General features: G+C 38.5%; 10 protein-coding genes. 8 read left to right on the top strand and 2 right to left on the bottom strand.

Going from position 1 to position 24,831, the window contains the following annotated elements:
• Positions 1-114: 114 nt before the first annotated feature.
• The 4 genes from NPA36_RS03080 (at position 115) to NPA36_RS03065 (ending at position 19,714) form a co-directional block, all read left to right on the top strand.
• The gene (locus NPA36_RS03080; protein WP_407932758.1) at positions 115-6,807 is read left to right on the top strand and encodes an endo-alpha-N-acetylgalactosaminidase family protein; all 6,693 of its coding nucleotides are present in this window, start codon (positions 115-117) and stop codon (positions 6,805-6,807) included.
• Between the two features lie 983 nt (positions 6,808-7,790).
• Entirely contained in the window at positions 7,791-17,960 is a 10,170-nt protein-coding gene (locus NPA36_RS03075; RefSeq protein ID WP_256944639.1) for a beta-N-acetylglucosaminidase domain-containing protein, read from the top strand.
• A 170-nt stretch (positions 17,961-18,130) separates the two neighbouring features.
• Complete coding sequence (locus NPA36_RS03070) at positions 18,131-19,375, top strand: aminopeptidase (protein WP_256944638.1); 1,245 nt, start codon at positions 18,131-18,133, stop codon at positions 19,373-19,375.
• A 24-nt stretch (positions 19,376-19,399) separates the two neighbouring features.
• On the top strand, positions 19,400-19,714 hold the full coding sequence (locus NPA36_RS03065) for a hypothetical protein (RefSeq protein WP_256944637.1): 315 nt from the start codon (positions 19,400-19,402) through the stop codon (positions 19,712-19,714).
• Positions 19,715-19,789: 75 nt separating this feature from the next.
• Here NPA36_RS03065 and NPA36_RS03060 read toward each other — a convergent pair whose 3' ends face one another.
• Positions 19,790-20,656 carry a DUF368 domain-containing protein gene (locus NPA36_RS03060; protein WP_256944636.1) on the bottom strand — a complete coding sequence of 289 codons (867 nt, stop codon included), beginning with the start codon at positions 20,654-20,656 and terminating at the stop codon, positions 19,790-19,792.
• Positions 20,657-21,161: 505 nt separating this feature from the next.
• Between NPA36_RS03060 and NPA36_RS03055 the strand changes: the two genes are divergently transcribed.
• From NPA36_RS03055 to NPA36_RS03040, 4 genes are read left to right on the top strand one after another with little or no spacing between them, the layout of a single operon-like run.
• Positions 21,162-21,608, top strand: a complete 447-nt coding sequence (locus NPA36_RS03055; protein WP_256944635.1) for a flavodoxin — start codon at positions 21,162-21,164, stop codon at positions 21,606-21,608.
• Between the two features lie 24 nt (positions 21,609-21,632).
• Positions 21,633-22,526: a hypothetical protein gene (locus tag NPA36_RS03050; RefSeq protein ID WP_256944634.1), complete on the top strand. Its 894-nt coding sequence runs from the start codon at positions 21,633-21,635 to the stop codon at positions 22,524-22,526.
• Between the two features lie 26 nt (positions 22,527-22,552).
• Positions 22,553-23,038, top strand: a complete 486-nt coding sequence (locus NPA36_RS03045) for a YbaK/EbsC family protein (RefSeq protein WP_256944633.1) — start codon at positions 22,553-22,555, stop codon at positions 23,036-23,038.
• Positions 23,039-23,053: 15 nt separating this feature from the next.
• Positions 23,054-23,284 carry a helix-turn-helix domain-containing protein gene (locus NPA36_RS03040; RefSeq protein ID WP_256944632.1) on the top strand — a complete coding sequence of 77 codons (231 nt, stop codon included), beginning with the start codon at positions 23,054-23,056 and terminating at the stop codon, positions 23,282-23,284.
• 293 nt (positions 23,285-23,577) lie between these two features.
• Here NPA36_RS03040 and NPA36_RS03035 read toward each other — a convergent pair whose 3' ends face one another.
• Positions 23,578-24,762, bottom strand: a complete 1,185-nt coding sequence (locus NPA36_RS03035; protein WP_256944631.1) for an acetyl-CoA C-acetyltransferase — start codon at positions 24,760-24,762, stop codon at positions 23,578-23,580.
• Between the last annotated feature and the right edge of the window lie 69 nt (positions 24,763-24,831).

Genomic DNA, 24,831 nt, shown 5'->3' with positions numbered 1-24,831 from the left:
GTTTTTTTTGAATTTAACAAAATAGTTAACAGAATAAGCAATTCTGTTATTTGAAATCGCTTTAAACTAATGTAGACTGTATTTATAGCGCTTACAAATGAAGGGGGAAAAGAAATGGGAAACTATGCCCGCGAGCTTTTTGGTAAAAAGTGCAAATACTCTATCCGTAAACTGACTGTGGGAGTTTGTTCAGTTATGATAGGGGCTATTTTGCTTGGAAGCTCACCAGTTTTAGCAGATGAAGCATCAGAAACGATAGGGAAAGAAAGTAATTCGCATATTGTTCTGGAGTCGGTTGAACCTAATATTGTTGAAGAGGGGAGTCTTGATGATAAGATTGAAAAAACCGAGATAACTCATGAAACAATAACAGAACTTGAAACAGAAGAGTCAAAACTAAATACTACAGCCACTATTGAAGTTTCTGATCAGGAGAAACCAGTGGAAAGTGAGTTAGCAGCTGAGAGTGAAGCTTTAACAGAATCGCCGGATATAGAAAATGAAACAGAAGCAGATGTAGCAAAAGAAAAAGTTGAAAAAGTAGAAGCGAACACTATTGAAGTAGAAAAAACACAAGAAAAAGAATGGCATTCTACATCAACAGTAACAGGGACAGTTAATACAGAAGACAATAAAGTTATCCTTAGCTCGACGGATGCCAATGATAACCAAACAAACTTTGCCGTATTTGAACATGAGGATCTTAAAGCCAATGAAGATGGTTCAGTAGATTTTACCTTAGCCTTTAAAGAATTATCAGAAACTGGCCAGGGGCGTTTTGGGGTGCTCTTAAACTATAGTGATGCTAGAAACTTTGCTGTTGTGGGCTATGATAAAGCTGGATGGTTTTATGAATACAAAAAAGATGGCTCTGGTGATTGGTATAAAGGGCAAAGAGTTGCAGCACCAACAAAAAATAGTCTTAATTCTCTAACTATTGCTATGAGTAAGGATGGACTTATTTCGGCTAGCAACAACAATGTAAAACTATTCGAGGATTACAAGATTCCAGTTGATTTGTCAGAAAATAAAAAAGTCGCTTTAAAATTAGGAAGCTTCGGACAGGGAGCTAGTGTAGAAAAAACAATAATAGAAATTGCAACACCTGAGAAAGAAACGGATAGCAACGATACAGAAGAGGTTACTCCAGAATGGACATCAACCTCCACTGTGAAAGGTAGTGTTGATGTCACTGAAAAAGCAGGTGTACGCTACAATTCATTAGAATCCACTAATGCCAATGACAATGGCCAAAAAGTGGCTATATTTGAAAAAGAAGGACTTCAAGTAGATGCGAGCGGTAATGCGACAGTATCTCTTAATTTTGTGGAGCAGTCAGAAAGTGGTCAAGGTAGATTTGGTGTGTTCCTAAAACACATTGATCATACCAAAAACATCTTTGTAGGCTATGATGCAGGCGGATGGTTCTGGGAGTATAAAACTCCTTCAGGTGGAGACTATCTAAAAGGTAGTCGTCCTGTTGCAGCACCAGTTAAGGGTAGCTCAAACGATTTGATGATTAATCTAAAAGCAGATGGACAGCTAAATGCTACAGTTAATGGTACTCAACTATTTGATACCTATATTGTTAGTCCAGATGTTCTTGTTGCCTTAAAAGATAGCAGAAAGATTGCATTAAAGCTGGGTACATTTGGTAGTCAACTGACTAAAGTCGATATCAAAGCAGATAATCAAAAAAATGTTGACAAGGACACAACTACCACCACGGACCCTGGCAAACCGATTAACGACCAAGATGTGACCTATGTAGATATCAAATCTCAACAGATGACAGCTAAGGTAGATAATCTCTACCCTAGAGTCAAAGAATATACGGTAGGTAACTCAACCTTACCAGGACAAATCAATAAAATAGATGTTGTTAAAATTAACGGTGTCGATGTAAATCCTACAGTTGAATTTGAGAAAGTCAATGACTCTACAGCTCGTTATGTCATGAAGGTTAAAGATGAAACCTCTTTTATCGATGCAGAAATTACAGTTGAACTAAAGGTTGTGGATAATCAACTGCATTTTGATGTGACCAATGTTAAAAATAACTACCTAGTTGAAGCAGGCAAAGAGATTGATGATGTTCGTAAGTTGATTTCTACTATTGAATTTCCTGGTAATAGTCTGGTTTCTGTTTCAAGTAAATTCAATAAATCAAGCTTTGATGGTGTGAGAATGTCATCTAATACACGAATTAGTGGGGATGAGCATCGCACCTTCACTCAAGACGACAGTTTGTCTATTAATCGCGGCTACATGTATGGATTTGTTTCTAGCGACAAATTGTCTGCGTCAGTCTGGAGCAATTCACAATATAGCTTTGGTGGTGGTGCGGATGACTTTACAAGACTTAAGGTGACTAGTGAAAGAATTAATCATCACAACTATGTTGGAATTGCTAGTTCTCCATTCTACTACCAAAGAGCTTATCAAAATCTTGTATATCCACAAGTTACCTTTATTCTGCCAAGTGCTAAAGTTGTTATTACAGAAGACTTGAACGATGATGCGATTGTTGATTGGCAAGATGGGGCAATCGCCTACCGAGATATTATGAATAATCCCAAAGGTGCTGAATCAGTACCAGACTTAGTAGCTTATCGGATTGCCATGAACTTTGGCTCGCAAGCACAAAACCCATTTTTAATGACCTTAGATGGCATTAAGAAAATAGGGTTACAAACAGATGGTTTAGGCCAATCCGTTCTCTTGAAGGGGTATGGAAGTGAAGGGCACGATTCCGGTCATTTAAACTACGCTGATATTGGCTATCGAATTGGTGGCGTTAAAGACTTTAAAACATTAATCGAAAAATCAAAAGCCTATGGAGCCAAACTTGGGATTCATGTTAATGCATCCGAAACTTACCCTGAATCTATCTACTTTACTGAAGATATTCTTCGTAAAAATGCAGACGGTTCCTATGCTTATGGATGGAACTGGATTGACCAAGGGATTAATATCAACGGAGCTTATGACCTGGCTCATGATCGTGCTCAACGATTCAAAGACTTACGAGAGGTATTAGGAGACGGACTTGATTTTATCTATGTAGATGTTTGGGGAAATGGACAATCCGGTGATAATGGAGCTTGGACAACCCATGTTTTGGCTAACGAGATTACCAGCCTAGACTGGAGATTTGCTCTTGAGTGGGGTTATGCAGGAGAGTATGATTCTACCTTCCAACATTGGGCAACAGACTTAACCTATGGTGGGTATGCGCTCAAAGGGATTAATAGTTCCATGACACGATTCATCAGAAACCATCAAAAAGATTCTTGGGTAGGAGATTATCCTTCCTATGGTGGTGCGGCTAACTACCCATTATTAGGTGGATACGATATGCAAGACTTTGAAGGGTGGCAAGGACGTAGTGACTATCAAGGTTATGTCACCAACTTGTTTGCGAAAAACGTTATCACAAAATACCTACAACATTTCACCGTCAGCAACTGGAAAAATGGCGACGAAATCACCATGACTCTACCAGATGGAAGTAGCCACCAATGGACACCAGAAATGGAAGTACGACTAGAAGATGAGCAAGATAACAAAATTGTTATCACACGAAAATCCAACGATCCAAACCAAGCGGGTTATCGTCATAGAACCATTACTTTAAACGGTAGAGTCATTGCAGATGGAAGTGCCTACCTAACCCCTTGGAACTGGGATGCTAATGGAACACCTTTAGAAAAAGAATTAGAAAAATTATACTATTTCAATACACAAAGTGGTGCTACAAATTGGGATTTAGCGAATGATTGGCACGTAGGAGAAATTTATCTTTATGAACTTAGTGATCAAGGAAAAATCAATGAACAAAAAATTGCTGTAGTAAATGGCAAGATAACATTGGACTTAACTGCTAATCAAGCATATGTACTTTACAGAACTCCTCAAGTTGAAAAAGATGTTAAATGGAGTGAAGGGATGCATATTTATGACCAAGGATTCAATAGTGGAACCTTGGACCACTGGGAGATTGAAGGCAATAAAGAAGTTGCGACTATCGTAAAATCTCAAGGTGCCAACGATATGCTACGCATTCAAGATAATCAAGAGGAAGTAGCCCTAACGCAAACTCTGACAGACTTGAAAACTAATACCAAGTATGCTGTATACGTCGGAGTAGATAACCGCAGTGAGTCCAAAGCTAGAATCACAGTTGATACTGGTACAAGTATCGTATCCAACTACACGAATTTATCTATTGCTAAAAACTACGTATCTGCCTATGCCCACAATACCAATCAAAAAAATGCTACCGTCAACAATACTAGTTATTTCCAAAATATGTATGTCTTCTTTACAACTGGAGATGATGTCTCTAACGTTCGATTAACCCTATCAAGGGATGCAGGGTTGGCAGCCACTTATTTTGATGAAATTAGAGTATTTGAAAATGATTCGGATATGTACAAACAAAGTCAAGATGGATTAACAAGTGAGTTTAGACAAGACTTTGAGAGTGTTCCACAAGGAATTTTCCCATTTGTCGTTGGCGGACTTGAAGGTGTAACAGATAATAGAACACATTTATCTGAAAAGAATGAGCCATACACTCAACGAGGCTGGAATGACAAGATCATTTCTGACGTAATTGATGGAAAATGGTCTGTAAAAACGAATGGGTTGATTGGAAGAAACAATCTGGTTTACCAAACGATTCCACAAAATTTCCGTTTCGAAGCTGGAAAAACTTATGAGATTAGCTTTGATTATGAAGCGGGATCAAATTATAGCTATGCTTTTGCAACGGGGGAAGGTGAGTATACCAATCCATCAGCTATTCAATTATTTACCTTGATGAATACTTGGGAAGATTCAGATCAGGCTAAACGGGTAACCTTTACCTTAACAGGTGCCGAAAGTGGTCTTTCTTGGGTGGGTATTTTCTCTACAACACATCCAAGTGACACCAAAGGAACTTCTGGAGGAGCAGCAAACTTCCGTGGCTATAACGATTTTGTCTTAGACAATCTTCTTATAAAAGAAATTCAATTGACTAGCAAAGTTTTGATTGAAGAAGCCATTCGTCTTAACACACCAATTGTTGATGGTGATTTTACAAAGGATAGCTTGGAAGTTTATAAAGACGCTATTTATGCATTGAGCCAACTGGACGAAACAAGTGTTGGTCTGGAAGAAGCGAGAGTCTTTATTGATCAAGTTAATCAAGCACGAAACAACCTAGTATTGAAGAAATTAAGTGTCTTAGCAGCTGATATTGAAAGTGCAACAGCACCAGCTCAACCAGGCGAAACGATTATGAACGCCTTTGATGGAAATATGAATACCATTTGGCATACACCTTGGGGACAAACGCATATCAATAAACCTGCAACAATCGTTTTGAAAGAGGCTACTCAAGTAACAGCATTTGTCTACGTACCACGTTCGTCAGGTTCAAATGGGAACTTAAAAGCAGGAACATTAGTGATTACAGATGCTGATGGAGCTATTCATAATTTTGCCTTTAATGATTGGTTAGACAACAATAAGAGTAAAACAATTAATTTTGATGCTCCAATTTGGGTTAAATCGTTTGTACTTACAGGAACAGAGTCATATGGTGAAGGTGGCAATAAATATCAGGCTGCTGCTGAATTACAATTAATTCTCCCTGTGCTTGCAGACCAAGAGTTGGATACTAGCGAATACGACAGCTTAATTGAGTTGTTGGAAAAAGAAGACAAATACCAAGAAGAATTAGCAACGGTGAAAGCAAAACGTTCCACGATTGATAAATACAACCTGCTCACTCCAACTACCTTAGGCTCATTGGTTAAAGAATTGCAAAGTATTACGGAAACACCGGAAACACCAGAAAATTCAGGACTCTATCAACATGAAGCAACGGGTGTGATTGTTCAACTGAGCGGAGAGGACCTTAAAAAGGATTTAGAAATCAATGTGAGCAAAGTCGAAACACCATTTGGAGTTGAACCAAGTGAACTAAAAGGGCATGCCTATGATCTCTACCGTATCTTCTTTACTAATAAGGCGGGAGAACGTACGAATATTAGTTCTACAGCTACAGTGGGCTTACCAATCAGTGATAAGGCACAGCATCTATACTATATCTTGCCACAAACAGGAATAGCAGAGGAATTGGTGATTACTAGTCAAACTGGTGAGCTAGTCAACTTTGATGTAGAGCATTTTAGCTACTATGCGGTTAGTTATGGCTTAGCTGAAACACCAGAAACACCAGAGACTCCAGAAACACCAGAGACTCCAGAAACACCAGAAACACCGGAAACACCGGAAACACCGGAAACCCCGGAAACACCAGAAACACCAGAAACCCCGGAAACACCGGAAACCCCGGAAACACCAGAAACACCGGAAACACCAGAGACACCAGAAACACCAGAAACACCAGAAACCCCGGAAACACCGGAAACCCCGGAAACACCAGAAACACCAGAAACACCGGAAACCCCGGAAACTCCGGAAACTCCGGAAACCCCGGAAACACCAGAGACACCGGAAACACCAGAGACTCCAGAAACACCAGAAATGCCAGAGACACCAGAAACCCCGGAAACACCGGAAACGCCAGAGGTACCAGAAACACCAGAAACCCCAACCAAGGGGCAGCCAGCAAAAGAAGACATGGCAGACTCAACGAAAGCTAAACCAAACCTTGTAACAAAGAGTCAGGCTAGTGTCTTACCAGCTACAGGTGTAACCAACCTTTCCTTAGAGATGTTCACCTTATCCGCTATAAGTATGTTGACTGGTCTTAAGGTACTAGGGGGCAAAAAGAAAGAAGACAGAGCCTAATAAAATAGGGTTCAATGTCTAAAAATACGAGTAAGTCATTTAATATTCGTAGATAGTTACTAGTCGGAGAAAGCACTGGTTTTCCGACTAGTACTATATTCGTTAAACGGTAAATCGAAAAAATAAATAAATGATAGCAATAAAAACACCGTTTGACATGAGGTCATAGCTGATAAATATTTTTACCTTGCAAGATAGGAGAACTATTCGAAACTATGAGGTAAAACGGTATTGTTTTTGACGCAAACAATTCAGAAAATATTAGTAATCTCTTCATTAGAAAAGATTATGTAGTCTTTGAACTGTTTTTTTGTGATAAGAGGGATAAAATGAACCAATGATACGAAAGCCCAAATGATTGTCATGTAAGCAAATTAGTTATCAAATGCTGGGAGGAATATTGGAGATACATTACTTTACTTGGTCTTCTGAATATTCATCTTGGAACAATTGCTTTTAAGAAAGAAAAATAGTTAAAACAGTGACAGAAGCAAACCAATCAATAAAATAAAGAACAACCACGATATAAAATTGTGGTTGTTCTTTATTTTAAAACAATATTGTTATCAAAAAAAACAAAATAGTTATTTGAAATCGCTTTATTGTAAGTTATACTTAGAAAGGAATGCTCATAAAGCATGAAAAAATCACTGATGTTTCAAGCATTAATTAGTGGTTTTTCAAAAAAGTTGTTTGCTATTCATAAGGTGTATCTTTGGGTTAACACTAAGATATGGCAACAGCTTAAAAGTAAATCGATTGATTATTGAGGGGGGAATAACTCTTTAAAATTGATTTGCAAAGAAGATGTGTCAATAAATTCTGATAAAAGGATCCGCATTTACAATTTAATGTAATCGTTTTCTTTTTGAAGAGTAAGAATGGGGGCGGAAAGTAGGTCTAAATCGAGAGCTTTTTATCCAAAGAAGATTTGACAGAAAAAGAAGTAGAAGACTAATCTAAGAATTGAGGAGAAAGTGTTAATGGGGAAAAACAATAAAAATTTATTCGAAAAACGACTACGTTACTCAATTAGAAAGCTAGCTATGGGGACCGGCTCAGTAGTCATTGGATCGATGTTATTTGGTGTTCATTTGGTTCATGCTAGTGAGAATGTTTCGTCAGCAGAAATAGCAACAAGTACACTAGTGAACGAGGATAAAAAGGATGAAGTCCAACCGAATAGTGAAGAGCTAGTGGAGACAATGCTGGATGAAAGCAAAGAAGCAACTTTAAAAGAAGCTAGCAATGGGACAACATCAGAAAAAGATCTTGAAGTATCAACAGTGGCGACCGAAAGTTCAACTGGTGATAGTGTGTCTACAGAAGCACTACAAAATGAAGAGAGCACCATGGAGATGCCTGTAGAAAAAACAGAAAATCCTGAAACGGCAGATGTAGAAAAATCATCAGTCAATCGGAGCGTGCTAGAGGAGCCAAAGGAAACATTGACTACAAAAGATAGTTCTGAAAAGATAGAAGAAAGTACCAGCAACCTAGAAGAAGTAAAAGAAAACGATGCAAAAGAAGAAAGTGCTCATCTATGGGAATCGACATTACCAAAAGATGTAAAAAAAATTGAAGGTATTAGCAAATCACAAGAGGAAACTGTTAAGCTTGATTTTAAAGCAGAGGGAGAACGAACAGTTTTATTTGTTGACGATTGGAAGATTGCACGGGGGTCTATAGCTGATGCGCATTTACCAACGTTAGATGATGAAAGTTGGCAAGTAACAGACTTACCAAATGATTTTAGTATTGACCAACCATTTTCACCAGCTAATGAAGCTGAGAGTGGTTTTCTACCTGGTGGTGTAATGTGGTACCGTAAAAAGTTCATCGCACCAGAAAAATATGATGGTAAACAATTCCGTTTAGAATTTGATGGCGCTTATATGGAAACGGAAGTTTACGTTAACGGTAAAAAAATTGGGGACCATAAAAATGGGTACTCTTCCTTTGCCTTCGACCTAACAGACAATTTAGTTTTTGATGGCTTAACTGAAAATCTGATTTCTATTCGGGTAGAAAATAAAATTCCAAGTAGTCGTTGGTATTCTGGTAGTGGTATTTACCGTGACCTAAGTCTAACCGTTACGGATCCTGTCAGCGTTGATTACCACGGTGTTACTATAGAGACTCCTAAGTTGGAAGAACAAAAAAATACAACTGTAGACATGACGGTTAAAACGGCTGTTGTAAATAAGAAAGATATTAGTGAAAGTGTTTCTATTGTTAACCGACTTCTAAATAAAGAAGGGAAAGAAGTTGCAAAACATACGACAGAAACGTTTACAATCGGAGCTGGTCAAACAGGCACTATTAATGCAAAGCTAGCTGTCGAAAAACCAACTCTTTGGTCTATTGACAATCCATATCTCTATACTTTGATGACAGATGTTTTGGTTAACAACAAGGTTGTTGATACTGTAGAAAATGATTATGGCTTCCGATATTTCAACTTTGATAAAGATACTGGATTCTCCTTAAATGGTGAAAATGTAAAGCTAAAAGGTGTTAGTATGCACCATGATCAAGGTTCTTTGGGAGCTGTAGCCAACCCAACAGCTATTGAAAGACAAATTCGTATCTTAAAAGAGATGGGAACTAATGCTATCCGTTCTACTCATAATCCAGCCTCAACGACTTTAATCGACTTAGCGAATAAGCACGGTATGTTAATTATTGATGAAGCTTTTGATGGTTGGACCAATGCTAAAAACGGAAATAGCAATGACTTCTCGAAACATTTCAATGAAAAAATAGCTTCTGATTCAAAACTAGTACATGCAAAAGCTGATATGACTTGGGCTGAATACGCGACAAAATCTATGGTTCAACGTGCTAAAAATGCACCTTCTCTTATTATGTGGTCTATTGGTAACGAAGTAACTGAGGGAGCGGGTGGCGATATGAGTCACTACCCACAAGTTGCGCAAAAAATTATTAACTGGATTAAAGAGATTGACACTAGCCGCCCAGTTACAATTGGAGACAATAAAACCTTACATGAAGTGATGAAGGTTGTCGCTAATAATGGTGGAATTGTAGGGAAGAACTATGCAAGCGAAGCAAGCTTACAAGCGCTTAGAAATCAGTACCCTAACTGGAAATTCTACGGCTCAGAAACAACTAGTGCCATTCACAGTCGTGGTATTTATAATACCTATGGACAGGATAGTGCAGCACTTCAAATGTCTGAATACGATAATAACCAAGCTCGTGTAGGTTGGGGACATTCTGCTAGTCAAGCATGGAAATTTGCTGTAAAAAATGACTTTAATGCAGGAATTTTTGTGTGGACAGGATTTGATTATATTGGTGAGCCAACGCCATGGAATGGGGTTTCTACAGGTAGTGTGAGTGGAAAAGGGGCAGCACCTAATTCTAGTTATTTTGGAATTGTTGATACTGCTGGATTCCCTAAAGATACCTACTATCTCTACCATAGTATGTGGAATGATAAGGAATCTACATTGCATTTGATGTCTACCTGGAATGACAAGGAAATTGTTAAAAACAACCAAGGAAAAGTCCAAGTAGATGTTTTCTCAGATGCATATAAGGTTGAATTGTACTTGAATGATAAACTAATTGGGACAAGAACTTCTACGGTCCATACGACCCCAGCAGGACACACCTATCATACCTTTGAAGGAACGGAAAATCCTTACCCAACCTTCTATGTAGATTGGGAAGCTGGCGAATTAAAAGCAAAAGCATATGATAAAGATGGTAAGGAAATTACAGACCAAGCAGTGGGAAGAAAGTCTGTTAAAACGAGCTATGAGGCTGCATCCTTACAAGCTAAAACAGATAGAGCAGAAATTACTGCTGATGGACGTGACTTAGCCTATATTGAAGTTGATGTACATGATAAAAATGGTAACATCGTTTCAGCTGCTGATCATAAGATTAATTTTGAAATTACTGGAGACGGACGCATTGTTGGTGTAGACAATGGGAACCCTGTCGATACAGATTCTTACAAGGGAAACTCTCGTAAAGCCTTCAGTGGTAAAGCCTTAGTGATTGTACAATCAACTAAGAGGGCAGGTCAATTTACTCTTACTGCTAAATCTGAGGGTCTACTTGATTCAGTTGTCACAGTCAATACAGTTTTTCCGGATAATGTGAATGAGAATAATAGTCCATCTTATCAATTATCCAGAACTTACTACATGACAAGCGGACAAAAATTAGAATTGCCAAATCAGCTAACTTTAACAGAAGCTAATGGGAGTACAAAAGCTGTTGCTGTTAATTGGTCAAAAGCTGATTTAGATAAAATAAAAGAAGTTGGTCAACATACAATTGTCGGTCAACTAACTGGTACAGACTATAAAACAAGTGTCCGTGTAACAGTGATTAACCCAATTACAAGTGTTGAAAATCATTCAACTTATAACCATCTGAATCAAAACTTGAATTTACCATCTCAACTAAAAGCTATCGATGATAGAGGCAATCAGGCTCTTACGGTTCCAGTTACTTGGGATTTATCCAATCTTGTTCTAGATAAACTTGGTTATGCTGAAGTGAAAGGAATTGCCAAAGTATTTGGGCAAGATGTTGTGGTAACTAGTCGAGTACGAATTGTTGAAGCGCAAGCAATCGCAGAAAAAATTACTAGCAATACAAGTGATCCAACAACATTCACCAATGGGTATAGCCTAAAAGCAAATGGTACCATCATTGATTTGACAGCTCCTATTGGAGATAGCTTTGCTAATCTAACGAATGGTGTCAGCAACAATAGTGCTAATGCGGATCAACGTTGGACAACATGGAGTCAAAGAAACAATACCAATATCAATGAAATCTATTTACAACTAGCATGGAAGGAAAGTCACACCTTTAATAACCTTAATTTGTGGCACTATACCGATGCGAATAGTGATTTGCCTGGACCAGAAAATATTCGTTTTGAATACTGGAATTCAACTAGCAAGCAATGGGTGTCAACAGATTTTTCTAATATTACCCAAGTTTCTTTCGCAGAAGGAGTTACTCCTTATGGTTTCACAAGCCCAATTACGTCAGATAAATTACGTATATGGATTAAACCAAAAGCTGGTCGTAATTATGGATTCACTGAAATCGAAGTCTTGAGTTACGTTGAACCGTTTCAATCAAACGCTTCTGCTACTTTGGACAAAGTACTGGTAGATGACAAAGAAATAAAATTAAATGCAAATAATCATTTTGAAATAGCATCTCAAGATGTTAAGAAGGTTCAAGTAGGGACTTTGCATAATGCAAATGCAACTATTATTCCACTAGCGTCAGGCAACTATCTCATTCAAGTTCAGTCAGAAGATGGAAGTCAGATTAAACGTTACAGACTAATTAATAGCACCTTGGATGATGGCAGTGATCCTGAGGGCATCGATGCACCAATTATTACTGAAATTGAGAAAGCTCATGTACAAAATCTCATCAAAACAACCTTGGCTAAACATCTACCTTTAGTATCAGGAGATTTTACTCAAGAAAGTATTGATGCTTACCGCGATAGTTTGGCGAATATCTATCTAATAGATAGTGAAACCACTGGGCTTGAACAAGCTCAAGCAATGGTTGCCAAAGTACAGAAAGCTTTAGAACAATTAGTAGTTGTCAAGAAAGCTTTGAATCGTTCTGACCTTGAGAGTATTACTGCAGATATTCAAAGAGAAGAAGAAGGGTTTGAAAAAGCATTTGACAATAATCTTGCAACCTACTGGCATTCCTCATGGTCAGGAAATGGATTTGGCAAACCGGCTACTATGGTTATAAAGAATCCAGTGGAAATAACTGGTTTCACGTATGTTCCAAGAAGTGGCGCTAGCTCAGGTATTGATGGAGAAAATAATGGGGTTGTAGAGGCAGGTTACTTGATTGTCACAGATGAAGCTGGTATAGAACACCGTTTTGATTTCTCTGGTTGGAAAGTGGATACTGCCAATAAAACTATTAACTTTAATAAGGCTATCAAGGCGAAGACAATTAGTTTTACTGCAACCAAGACAGGTGGAAATGCAGTTAATAAATATGTATCTGCTGCGGAACTACAAATTTTACTACCTGGTTTTGAGGTAACACCTCTACAATTGTCGGAATATCTTGCAACTTTAGCTAAAGCCAATAAAATTTCTAGTATCTCTGCTGATGTATTGGTAACAGATGCAAGACGAACTTATCTTGGTGAGAAAAATATTCTAACCCAAACCCGTTTGGATGCTTTCTTGAAAGAATTGCAAGATTTAATCGAATCAGCTCCGACGACCCCTGAAGTTCCTGCTGTAGAAAATCCTAGAGAAGAACACGATCCGGCGAATGCTAGCTACCAATCTAATAAGCCTTGGTCATTAGAGGATTTGAACGCTGCTCTTACTAATCCGGATTATTTAGAAAAAGAATATACTATCTTACCAAATCCACAAAAAGTGACCTATCTGGATGGTATGTCTGCCTTTAATCAAACGGTGAATATGGTTATCAGCAATAAGGTAGATAAATATACAGTGAACCGACTAAGAGAGATTATGAAAGATCATAATATTTCTTATCAGACTAGCGATAAAGCTCAAGATGGCTACTTTAATATTTATCTAGGTGTTCATGGTGAAACTAATGAAGCAAACACGCATCAAATCAACCATAACACGGTAGAAGGATTATTCGACAAGATTGATGCACATTCTATCGTTATTAAGGACAATACTATCTCTATAATTGGAAAAGATACAATTGGTGTTTTCTATGGTTTAACTACCTTAAAACATTTGATGAATCAAGCTACAGTTCCTGTCCTTAGGGATATGGTTATTGAAGATTATGCCGATATGAAATACCGCGCTTATATTGAAGGTTACTATGGAAATCCATGGTCCATCGAAGATCGTATCGAATTGATGAAGTTCGGTGGAGACTTGAAGATGAATCAATATATGTTTGCGCCGAAAGATGATGAGTACCACAACAGCAAGTGGCGTGATCTTTACCCAGAAGAAAAACTAGCGGATATCGGTCGCATGGCTACTGTGGGGAATGAAACTAAAAACCTATTTGTTTGGACATTGCATCCATTTATGCATAATGCTGTGAGATTTACCAATAAGGATGAATATAATAATGACCTACAAGTGATTAAGAATAAGTTTAACCAGTTAATGTCAGTTGGTGTGCGCCAATTTGGTATTTTGGCAGATGATGCACCAAATCCTCAAGGGGGCTTTAATAGTTACAATATCCTAATGAAGGATTTGACAGATTGGTTAATTGAACGTCAAGCCGAGTATGGAGATCTTAAACATGACATGATTTTTGTTCCGCATGAATATTGGGGTAGAGGGACAGAGGCCGAGCTACACGCTCTGAACAAAGATTTACCAGAATCTGTTGAAATCGTTCTAACCGGTGGTCGTATCTGGGGAGAAAATTCTCGACAATTCCTAGAGAACTATAAGGCCAATATCACTGCAAATGGTGATGCATATAGAGCGCCTTATATGTGGATTAACTGGCCAGTAACCGATAACGCTAAGAAACATTTGATTTTAGGTGGCGGTGAGCAGTTCCTACATCCAGGAGTTGACCCAAGTTTAGTAGCTGGGATTATGTTGAACCCAATGCAACAATCTGAACCTTCTAAGATAGCCATTTTCTCTAATGCAGATTACTCTTGGAATATTTGGGCTACAGTAGATGATGCAAAACGGACCAATGAGCTAGCATTTAACTTTATGGACCATGGAACTTTTGAAGATACAGATGCTTCTGTTGCCTTTAGAGAACTTGGTAAGCATATGATTAACCAAAATATGGATTCAAGGGTTTCAAAATTGGAAGAATCTGTTGAATTAGTTCCAAAATTAACCAACTTCCTTAATCTTGTAACTTCTGGGGCTGAATTTGGAGATCAAGCCAATGAATTGCGAGTAGAATTTGCTAAAATTCGTGATGCTGCAATCCTATATAAAGAAAATCCAGGAAATACTCGAAACCGGGATCAAATTATTTACTGGTTAAATAATGCAATTGATCAAGGAAATGCTGCTTTGAAGATTATTGATGGTTTAGAAGCGATAAAAACTACTCCGGATAAAGTCTGGGATCATTACTCTGCAGCCTTGGATCTCTATAAGCAATCCAAAACCTACACCTTCTTCTATGTTAATTACTATGAACGTGCAGAGTTAGGTGTACAACACATTAGACCATTTATGGAAAAAACTTTATCTCTATTGGGTCAAGAAGTAAATCGTCAAATGGATCCAACTAGTGTTAATACTAGTTTCATCACCAACCGAACTGACCAACCAACAGGCAACTTAGAGGCTTTGTTTGACAAGAACTTGTCAACAGAAGTCGTCTATAAAACACCTGCTTCGATAGCAATCGGGGATTATGTAGGAGTAAGTTTTGATAAAGCTATCCAACTACACAACCTCACATTCGAAATGGGAAGAAATGGAAACCTAAGAGATACGTTTGGCCCATCTAAACTTCAATATCGTAATGAGCAAGACCAATGGATTGATTTAGGGTTTGATTTTGCAGGGAATGAACCGACAATTGCTGTATCTGGTTTAGATTTAAGTGTTATGGGTGTTAGATTATTAGCTACTCAAGCTAAAGGGAATACTTGGTTAGGAATCCGAGAAATTTTGATCAATGAGACTCTTAAAGCCGCGGTAACTGATGCCATTACAACACTTTCCATTAGCAACAATCTAGGCTTACAACAGGGGACAACAACCTCACGGATCACAGATGGCAATGATACTACCTTTGCTTGGTTTGCATCTAATCCATACAGCGGAGACCAACGTGATAGTATCGCACCAGATGCATGGGTTCAACTTGCAACTGATAAAGCTAGAAGAATCAGTGGAGTGAGATTTTTACAAGATAGTGGCTCAGACAAATTAAAGCAAGGTGTGATTGAATACTCTCTTGATGGGCAAACTTGGACTGAATTAGGTAAAATAAACGCTCGTTCCTTAGTTGAATTTGATCAAAGCTTTGAAGCGCAGTATGTTCGAGTAAGAAATACAGAACGAGTTCCAGTTTGGTGGAAACTTATGGACTTCAGCCTATCTTTTGAAGACAAGAACTTTACTAGTGATTTGACCTATACTAATGTCTCTGCTTTAGAACAATCTAAAGCAAGGGTCGGCTTAGATCAGTTTGATTTACAATTGAATCCTACAGTAGTCTTGTCATCAGGTGACTTTATAGGTCTTAAGTTGGAACGGATTCACGAACTTGATAAGATAGTAATAGAAGGAGAAGTGGCTAGTGGACTAAGTCTACAATTCTCTGATAATGCTGTTGAATGGTTATCACTTGCAAGTCTTGTCGAAGGAAGCCATGGGCGTTATATTCGTTTGATTAATTTGACATCAGATGACCTTACTTTGGGTGCTACAGCACTTCTAGTAACAACAGTTGAAGTAAAACCTGCTGAATTCCTAGAGACGAGCATTACACCACATGCTTCATATGGAAGTGGTGATTCACGGAATACAGGAACCTTATTGAATCTCTTCGATGGAGATTTGAATACGAAAACAAGTTTTGCTAATTATCCAGGCCAAGATGGCTACATCATTTATCATCTTGGAACAAATCGTCAAGTGAAGTCAATGCGTGCTTATATTCAGGACGGTACCATTAATTATCTAAGAGACGGAATTCTCCAAGTTAGTCTTGACGGAAAAACATGGATTGATGTCATTACTGTTGGTGATGGAAAAGAGAATACAGTAGCCAAAGACGATTCATTGGGAGACGGCTGGACACATGATAGTAATAACCCAGGTAATCGTTATATCGAAGGTACTCTTGATCAAGCTGTTGAAGCAAACTACCTAAGAATTTTCTTTACGGCTCCATATAATCATCGATTTGTTGAATTTAACGAAATTGTTATCAATAATGGTGAATATGTACCTATTAAAAACGATCCAACAGTTGAAAGCAGTGCTATTGAAATCCGCAACCATCATTCTGAACAGATGACGGATAAAAACGTATTAACTTCTTACAAGCCTAATGCTAATCAAGGGCAGTTCACCTATCGTTTATCTGAAAATACCAATCATAACCATTTTACCTTGGTAACATCAGGTCAATCTACTGCAAGTATCCGTATGAGAGCAAGAGTTTCAGCCAATCAAGATGGCACAGAATCTAAATGGATAGATTTAGGACAAGTGAAACAATCTTTCCAACGCATCCCAATTGCTGATATTGCACATCTTTTTGAAATTCAATTTGAATGGGAGAATGGTATTCCAGAAATTTATGAATTGGCTACTTATTACCAAGAAATTGAAGAGGTAGATCCAACCGATCCAACCGATCCAACCGATCCAACAGATCCAACAGACCCAACGGATCCAACAGATCCAACAGATCCAACAGATCCGACAGATCCAACAGATCCGACAGACCCAACAGATCCAACGGACCCAACGGATCCAACAGATCCAACAGATCCAACGGACCCAACGGACCCAACAGATCCAACGGACCCAGTAGTGGATGAATTTATCACTGTCACCGATAGTGATACACAAATTACAGTCATCATTCACAAGGATGGAGTTAAACCAGGAGCAGTTTTTGATGCTAGTATCCTAGAAAATGTCTTGGATCTTTTCGATGGAAAAGCCTATGACTTGTATGAACTTGGGTTCGCAAGTCAAGATGGTCAGTATTCTCCGATTCAAAGTGATGCTCAGGTAGTGATTCCAATTCATGGAACCCCAATTTATGTTTATTATGTTGGGGAGAATGGCAATCTTTCTATTGACTTCAAAGTAGTTGATAAAACAGTTCACTTTACTGTACCCCACTTTAGTCAATACGCTGTTGTTTATTCCCATGCTTTGAAAGATGTCAAAGAAGATGATGTTGTCACTAAACCAATTCCAGGTCAAATTGCCGTTCCAGGAACTAATAACGACGATGAAGAGAATGGGGTTGCAATCGGACCTAAGGATGACAAAAAAGTTAAGATTTCTCAAATTGCAACAACTACTGCTAAACAACTACCGAATACTGGTACAAGTTCTGATGCTTCCTATGGTATCTTGGCATTCTTAACTGCCGGTTTAGGATTTTTAGGATTTAAGAGTAAAAAGAAAGAAGTAAAAGAATAGAACTTAATGGCATTTAGGCCATGAGGTAAAGGAGCTCTTAGAGACTTGGTTCTCTGAGAGCTCCTTTCTATTACAAAGCTATAAATCAATTCCAACAAGACTTTGAATTGTTACTACTCCTGTGAATATGTTAAGATATATGTATTGAAAAGATTAGGAGTGATAGATAGATGGTTTTAGCAAATTTTGAAAAAAATTTAGAAAAATATGCCAAACTTTTGGTGGCGAATGGAATCAATGTGCAGCCCGGACATACGGTCACAATCAATATTGATGTAGAACAAGTTGACCTAGCTCGTCTATTAGTTAAAGAGGCTTATGCTTTGGGAGCAGATGAAGTTATTGTTCAATGGGCTGATGATGTGGTGACTCGTGAAAGATACTTACATGCTGCAGAAGACCGTTTGACCACTGTTCCAGAGTACAAAATTGCGGAAATGGATTATTTATTAGACAATAAAGCTAGTAGACTATCTGTTCGTTCTTCTGATCCAGATGCGTTGAACGGTGTTGAGCCAAGTAGGTTGTCCGCAGCTTCTAAGGCTTTAAGTATTGCTTTGAAACCAATGCGCGTGGCAACTCAAGCTAACAAAGTTTCATGGACAGTCGCAGCAGCATCAGGAACAGCATGGGCTAAAAAAGTTTTCCCAAATGCAGCTAGTGATGAAGAGGCAGTTGATTTATTATGGGACCAAATCTTTACAACTTGTCGTGTTTATGAAGCTGACCCAGTTGAAGCTTGGAAAAAACATGAAGAAACGCTTAATTCAAAAGCTAGTATCTTAAACAAAGAACAATTCACAGCTTTACACTATACAGCTCCGGGTACTGATTTGACACTTGGTATGCCTAAAAATCATGTCTGGGAAAGTGCTGGAAGCTTGAATGCGCAAGGGGAATACTTTATTGCCAATATGCCAACGGAAGAAGTTTTCTCTGCACCAGATTATAGAGTTGCAGATGGCTATGTGACAAGTACTAAGCCTTTAAGTTACAACGGAAATATTATCGAGGGTATTAAAGCAACCTTCAAAGATGGGGAAATTACTGATATCTCTGCTGAAAAAGGAGATGAAGTGATTAAAATGTTAGTAGCAGACAACATGGGAGCTCGTGGCTTAGGAGAAGTTGCCCTAGTTCCAGATCCATCTCCAATTTCACAATCTGGAATTGTCTTCTTTAACACACTATTTGACGAAAATGCTTCAAACCACCTTGCGATTGGTTCTGCTTATGCTACCAGCGTTAAAGGTGGAGAGAAGTTTGAAACTGAAGAAGAACTAGCTGAAGCTGGACTAAACCGTTCCGATGTTCACGTTGACTTCATGATTGGGTCAAAAGAAATGGATATCGATGGCATTAGAGCTGACGGTAGCCGTGTAGCTATCTTTAGAGGCGGAAATTGGGCAATTTAGTCATTTCTAGCAAAGGAGAAGACCATGTCACAAAACCAAGATAGAAAACCAGAGAATAAGCAGGTAGAAAACAAGTTGGATATTCAGGATTTTGGGGATTCCCTAGGAAGATATATGATTAAACACAGTAGCTGGGTGTATATGTTTATTATCGTGGTTTTGTTGTTTGGCTCCATTTATTTGCTAGGCATTCTAAACCAAGAACCGGCTGTTGATTCTCCAACCAATATGTCTTCTTATATTGAAGAAATAAAAGAACTTCGTAAAGAAGTAAATAGTCAAGACCAACGAATCAAAAATTTAGAAGAACAAATCAAATTACTACAAACAAACCCATAAACCAAAACAACCCTTCCAAGTTCCTGATAAATGGAGCTTAGAAGGGTTGTTTTTTAACATCTAGAGTGTATAGAATTATTTATAGGTATCTTCTAGCTTACTCATCCAGCTACCTAATGCAATTCCTGAGAAGAGCAAGGCAGCACAACTTAGATAACCAACTAGTGTAAAGCCTGAATAATTGGTTGGAACAATCATGATGGTTGAAGCTAAGACAATTCCAAAGATAAAATGGAAGAGTTGAGGGTAGGCTACATTAAAAATGTGTTGGATAACTTTTGATAGGGTTAGGACAGTTAATAGTCCACCTATCGCAATAGGAATGAGAACGCTAAGGTCAAGGCTCTTGAAACCATCAGCCATAGCCTTGTACATGCCCATGTATACAATAAAGTTGGATGGGCTAAGCCCAGGAACGATAACTCCAAGAGCAATCAAAGCTCCAGCGATCATCCAAGTGAAGAAGTTTTGTGGTACGCTCCCGTTAACCGCACTTGAGCCGAGCGACAAGAGAATAATTCCGAAAACAAATGAAGCAACTAGGATGATAATATCACGTGTGTTACGTCCTTTCTTTCCAGCTTCACGCCAAAGTGCTGGTCCAGTACCAACAATACAGCCTACAAAGAACCAAAGAATAATCGTTTCATAATTGCCTAATAAAAAACTAACTCCGAATGATAGAATGACGATACCCGAAATGGCACCTAAGCCGACAGGTAAGAAAAATAGCACATTCTTTTTAAAATCCTTGGTAATATTAGCTAAAAAATTAATAATTCGTTCATAAATGCCGAATATGGCTGCTAGTGCACCACCACTGACACCGGGTAGAATAAACCCTGACCCGATAAACATTCCTTTAACAAAGCGTAAAATCCAATCCTTGCTTTCATTGTTTGGCTTAACGATTTGCGTTTTTCCATCTTCTTGATTTGTCATGTGTTCATTGCCTCCTACTAAAAAACTTAGTCTATGTTTTCCATCATACTATTAATGACCATCACTAGTATATAAAAAAGTAAGAAATTTTGCTAATCTTAAGAAGATTTTAGACAATGGCTTTTTAGATAGTTAAGAAATAGTTTTTGTTGCTAGACAAAAGTCCAGATGGTAACCAAATAAAATAGTTCCCCCAAAAATCTATCCGAAATAACGGTGTAAAGCATAACTGACGCACAGTGGATGTTTCGGCTTAAGCCGATTACAACCACGTAGACAGCTAAGCCATGAGACCAAGACTCAGGGCGGTGCCACCGTTCCCATTTCGGATAGATTTCTGGGGAACTCTTTTATGATTTAGAAAATTTTTTATTTTATTACAGACTTTTTGCCCAGTCCAACATAGGAATCCACAAAAGGACAATATTATCGGTATTTGCTAGAATTAAGGGTATGCATTTGATATAATTTTAACTATAAACTAGTGAAAAGGTGAGTGGAGATAATGGCGACAGCTTTAATTATATATGCAAGCTTAACCGGGAACACAGAAGAAATTGCGGATATTTTGGCAGAATCTTTGGAAGATAATGGTGTTGAAGTTGATGTTAAGGAGTGCACATCTGCAACAGCTAGCGATTTTTTAGACTATGACATTTGTGTTGTAGCAACCTATACCTATGGAACAGATGGCGACTTGCCAGATGAAATTGTGGACCTCTATGACGAGTTGGAAGAAGAGGATCTAACCGGAAAAGTTTATGGAGCTTTAGGGTCAGGAGATACTTTTTATGATAAATTCTGTCAGTCCGTCCTAGACTTTGACCAACAATTCGCTAAAACAGGTGCAACAAAAGGTGCAGAGAATGTCTTGGTTGATTTAAACGCAGAAGAAGAGGACGTTAAACATATTGAAGAATTTGCCAAGAGTCTGTCTGAAGCCGTAAAGTAAGATAGGGTAGGAAGGAGCAAGATTATGGATTGGATCATGGCGTATGAGACGGTTCTCTTACAATTGCATTCGCTAGTCAATAAAGAACGAACTGCTAGAGAAAGAGTGGAAAGAAATTACCGTGCCTATCAGTTGGCTAAAAAGCAGTTCGAAAAAGAGAGTGAAGATGTTGAGAAACTTTCTGAGGAATCGATTGCTACCTACCTAACAAAGCTGTTTGGTCAATATGATAACCGTATGAATAAAGAAGTTGCTGAACAGATTGCTTCGAAAATGGATTTGAGCAAAGCTAGGCGTATCTGGAAACAATCAAAAATTGAGCATAGTATTGCACTTGAGAATTTGGAAGAAAAACAAACGGAAGCAGATGATATTAAGCAACAAATCAAGCAATCCAACTGTGATGCCAGCATTAAACAATCAACAAAAACACTGCAATCTAGAGTGCTTTTGAGCCAAGAGTTAACAGAAACGACCGAAGCTATTGTTGCTGGAGAAGAATGTGTTGAACAAGTACAGATTATTATTGAACGGGTAAAAGAAGATATTAAAATAAGTAAAGGCGGCTCTTATCAAGAAGGTAGCGTGGCAATGGACGCAAGCCAGATTCGTAAGATTGAACAGGCAGAGGAAACTTTCAACCGATTGGACACCTTGCTTAGACGATTCGAAAAAGAGTTGTCTGATTTGGATCAAATTTATGATTTGAATTTGGAATCCATAGACTTTACGAGAAAAGCCTTTGACTCCTTCTTTGATAATATTTTTATGACACCAGATATCAAAAGTATTATGCAGCAATGCCTAGATGATCTTTTGAAATTAGAAAAGGAATTGGAAAAGATTATCTTAATGTTAGATATTAAAAGTAGTGATATTGAAAAAGTATTAGAAATGGATTTGTTGGACCATCACTAATCATTTGATAAAAGGAAGTGTGTGACATGGACTACCCAAGTGAAGACATTGCTTATCAGCTATTGAGTGAGTTGGATATCCCTTATGAACGATTGGACCATATCCCCATCACTTCTGTTCAGGGCTTAGACTTTCAACTACCAGGTCAACAGGTAAAAAACTTGGTCTTAAAAACAAAAAAATCTAGAGAAATCTATTTGGTTATTTTACGCGATGAAAAACAGGCGGATTTAAAACGTATGGCTGAGAGGTTGGAAAAGAATCGTTTGTCTTTTGCCAATCCCCAAGAAGTGGAGAACTTACTTCACGCCAAACCGGGTTTTATTACGCCGTTTGGTTTGCTTTTTGATAAGGAAAACAAGGTTCAAGTGGTGATTGATACAGAGGTTGACCGAACTTTGACGGTAGGGTTTCATCCATTTGTCAATACCACGACTCTAAATATTGCTTTCACAGATTTTTTACGTGTGTTAGACAAACTAAACCATCCACCAATTTATGTTGATTTGTAGAAATGAGGAAATCTGATGTACTTATCTGTTGAGGCAACTGCCGACTATCTGCAAGTGGACCAAGCAACCATATTAAGATTGATTCGTGAAAAGCAAATTCGTACAGTTCGTATTGATGATGAGCTTTTAATTAATGACCAGCAGTTTAAGCTTTTTCTTGAGCAGAGGGAAAAGGAGTTAGAAGCTTATCAGCGCTACTTAGAAGAGCCTATTCCTGAAGATATTGATATTAAGGATGAGGATTAGTTTGAGGAGCTGGGCAAAAAGTCCATAATGATTAATAGTTATTTTTAATCACAAAAGAGTTTTGCGAAAACCTTATCAGAAATGAGGACGGTGGCACCGCAGTGAGCCTTGGTCTCACTGGATTAGCTGTCTACGTGGCTGTAATTGGCGAAAGCGCCAAACATCCACTGTGCGCCAGCTATGCTTTACACCGTTATTTCTGATAAGGTTTTCGCAAAACTCTTTTGTTTGTATAGCATCCTGGACTTTTTGCCCAGCCCTTTTCGTCATTTAAAAAAGCTCAGAATTTAAAACTAGTCTACTTCAATCCCTACAGCAAGTCCCATTCCGCCGCCGACACATAGGGAGGCTACTCCTTGTTTTTTTCCAAGGCGATGTAGTTGGTGGACTAAGGTAACTAAAATACGAGTCCCCGAAGCGCCGATTGGATGGCCTAATGCGATAGCTCCACCGGTAATATTGACGGTTGCTGGATCCAAATGTAGGTCCTTGATGACCGCTAAACTTTGTGATGCAAATGCTTCGTTGATTTCCCATAAATCGATATCTGATTGGTCTTGTTGGGTTTTGGTAAGCAATGTTTGGATGGCTTTTACTGGTGCTACGCCCATGATGTCAGGTTCGATAGCTACTTCGGAATAGCCTGTGATTCGTGCTAAAACCTTTAAGCCTAGTTCTTCTGCTTTTTCACGGCTCATTAATAAGACTGCAGCTGCACCATCGTTGATAGTTGAGGAATTGCCCGCAGTAACAGAGCCATCTGTTTGAAAAACGGTTCGTAATTTGGCTAAGGATTCCAAGTTCGTATTGGAACGAATGCCTTCATCACTAGCAAAAAAGGTACTAGCTTGCCCACGTTTTCCGGGAATTTCAACGGGGACAATTTCATCTTCAAAATAGCCAGCTTCTTGAGCTTTAGTGGCTTTTGTTTGGGACGAGTTAGCAAACTCATCTTGTTCTTGTCGATTGATATGGTAGGCATTGGCGACATTCTCAGCTGTTACCCCCATTGCTTGGCCAGAAAAGGCATCGGTTAGTCCATCGTGGAAAAGGGAGTCAATCAATGTGATATTTCCTGCCTTATTGCCCCAACGTTGGTAACTGAGGTGAGGTGCTTGCGACATGCTTTCACTTCCACCAGCAACAACAACGTCAGCATCACCTAAAAGAATAGCTTGGCAAGCTAGTTGAATAGATTTCATACCTGAACCACAAACTTCATTGACGGTCATGGCAGGGCTTGTAACAGGAATTCCAGCACCTAAAGCAATCTGACGTGCGGGATTTTGGCCATTGCCAGCTTGCAAGACCATACCAAAAATAGTTTGGTTTACTTGGCTAGCATCAAGACCAGTTTTATCTAAAAGTGAACGAGTGACGGTACGCCCAAGTTCCACCGCTGAAATATCGTTTAAACTTCCTCCAAATTTTCCAATTGCTGTACGTGCTGCAGCAACAATAACAACTTCATTTTTCATAACAAGACTCCTTTTTTCTACTGGTTATGGTATATCAAAACAACTCATTAAAAATATTTTTCTACTTAG

The organism is Granulicatella seriolae (genome assembly GCF_024543085.1).
GTDB lineage: Bacteria > Bacillota > Bacilli > Lactobacillales > Aerococcaceae > Granulicatella > Granulicatella seriolae.
This window is presented reverse-complemented; position numbering and strand designations above follow the sequence as displayed.

Excerpts from the sequence above, each read along its gene's own strand:
- NPA36_RS03065 (WP_256944637.1), top strand. The coding sequence starts at position 19,400 with ATGTCACAAAACCAAGATAGAAAACCAGAGAATAAGCAGGTAGAAAAC.
- NPA36_RS03080 (WP_407932758.1), top strand. The coding sequence starts at position 115 with ATGGGAAACTATGCCCGCGAGCTTTTTGGTAAAAAGTGCAAATACTCT.
- NPA36_RS03045 (WP_256944633.1), top strand. The coding sequence starts at position 22,553 with ATGGACTACCCAAGTGAAGACATTGCTTATCAGCTATTGAGTGAGTTG.
- NPA36_RS03040 (WP_256944632.1), top strand. The coding sequence starts at position 23,054 with ATGTACTTATCTGTTGAGGCAACTGCCGACTATCTGCAAGTGGACCAA.
- NPA36_RS03035 (WP_256944631.1), bottom strand. The coding sequence starts at position 24,762 with ATGAAAAATGAAGTTGTTATTGTTGCTGCAGCACGTACAGCAATTGGA.
- NPA36_RS03075 (WP_256944639.1), top strand. The coding sequence starts at position 7,791 with ATGGGGAAAAACAATAAAAATTTATTCGAAAAACGACTACGTTACTCA.
- NPA36_RS03055 (WP_256944635.1), top strand. The coding sequence starts at position 21,162 with ATGGCGACAGCTTTAATTATATATGCAAGCTTAACCGGGAACACAGAA.
- NPA36_RS03050 (WP_256944634.1), top strand. The coding sequence starts at position 21,633 with ATGGATTGGATCATGGCGTATGAGACGGTTCTCTTACAATTGCATTCG.
- NPA36_RS03070 (WP_256944638.1), top strand. The coding sequence starts at position 18,131 with ATGGTTTTAGCAAATTTTGAAAAAAATTTAGAAAAATATGCCAAACTT.
- NPA36_RS03060 (WP_256944636.1), bottom strand. The coding sequence starts at position 20,656 with ATGACAAATCAAGAAGATGGAAAAACGCAAATCGTTAAGCCAAACAAT.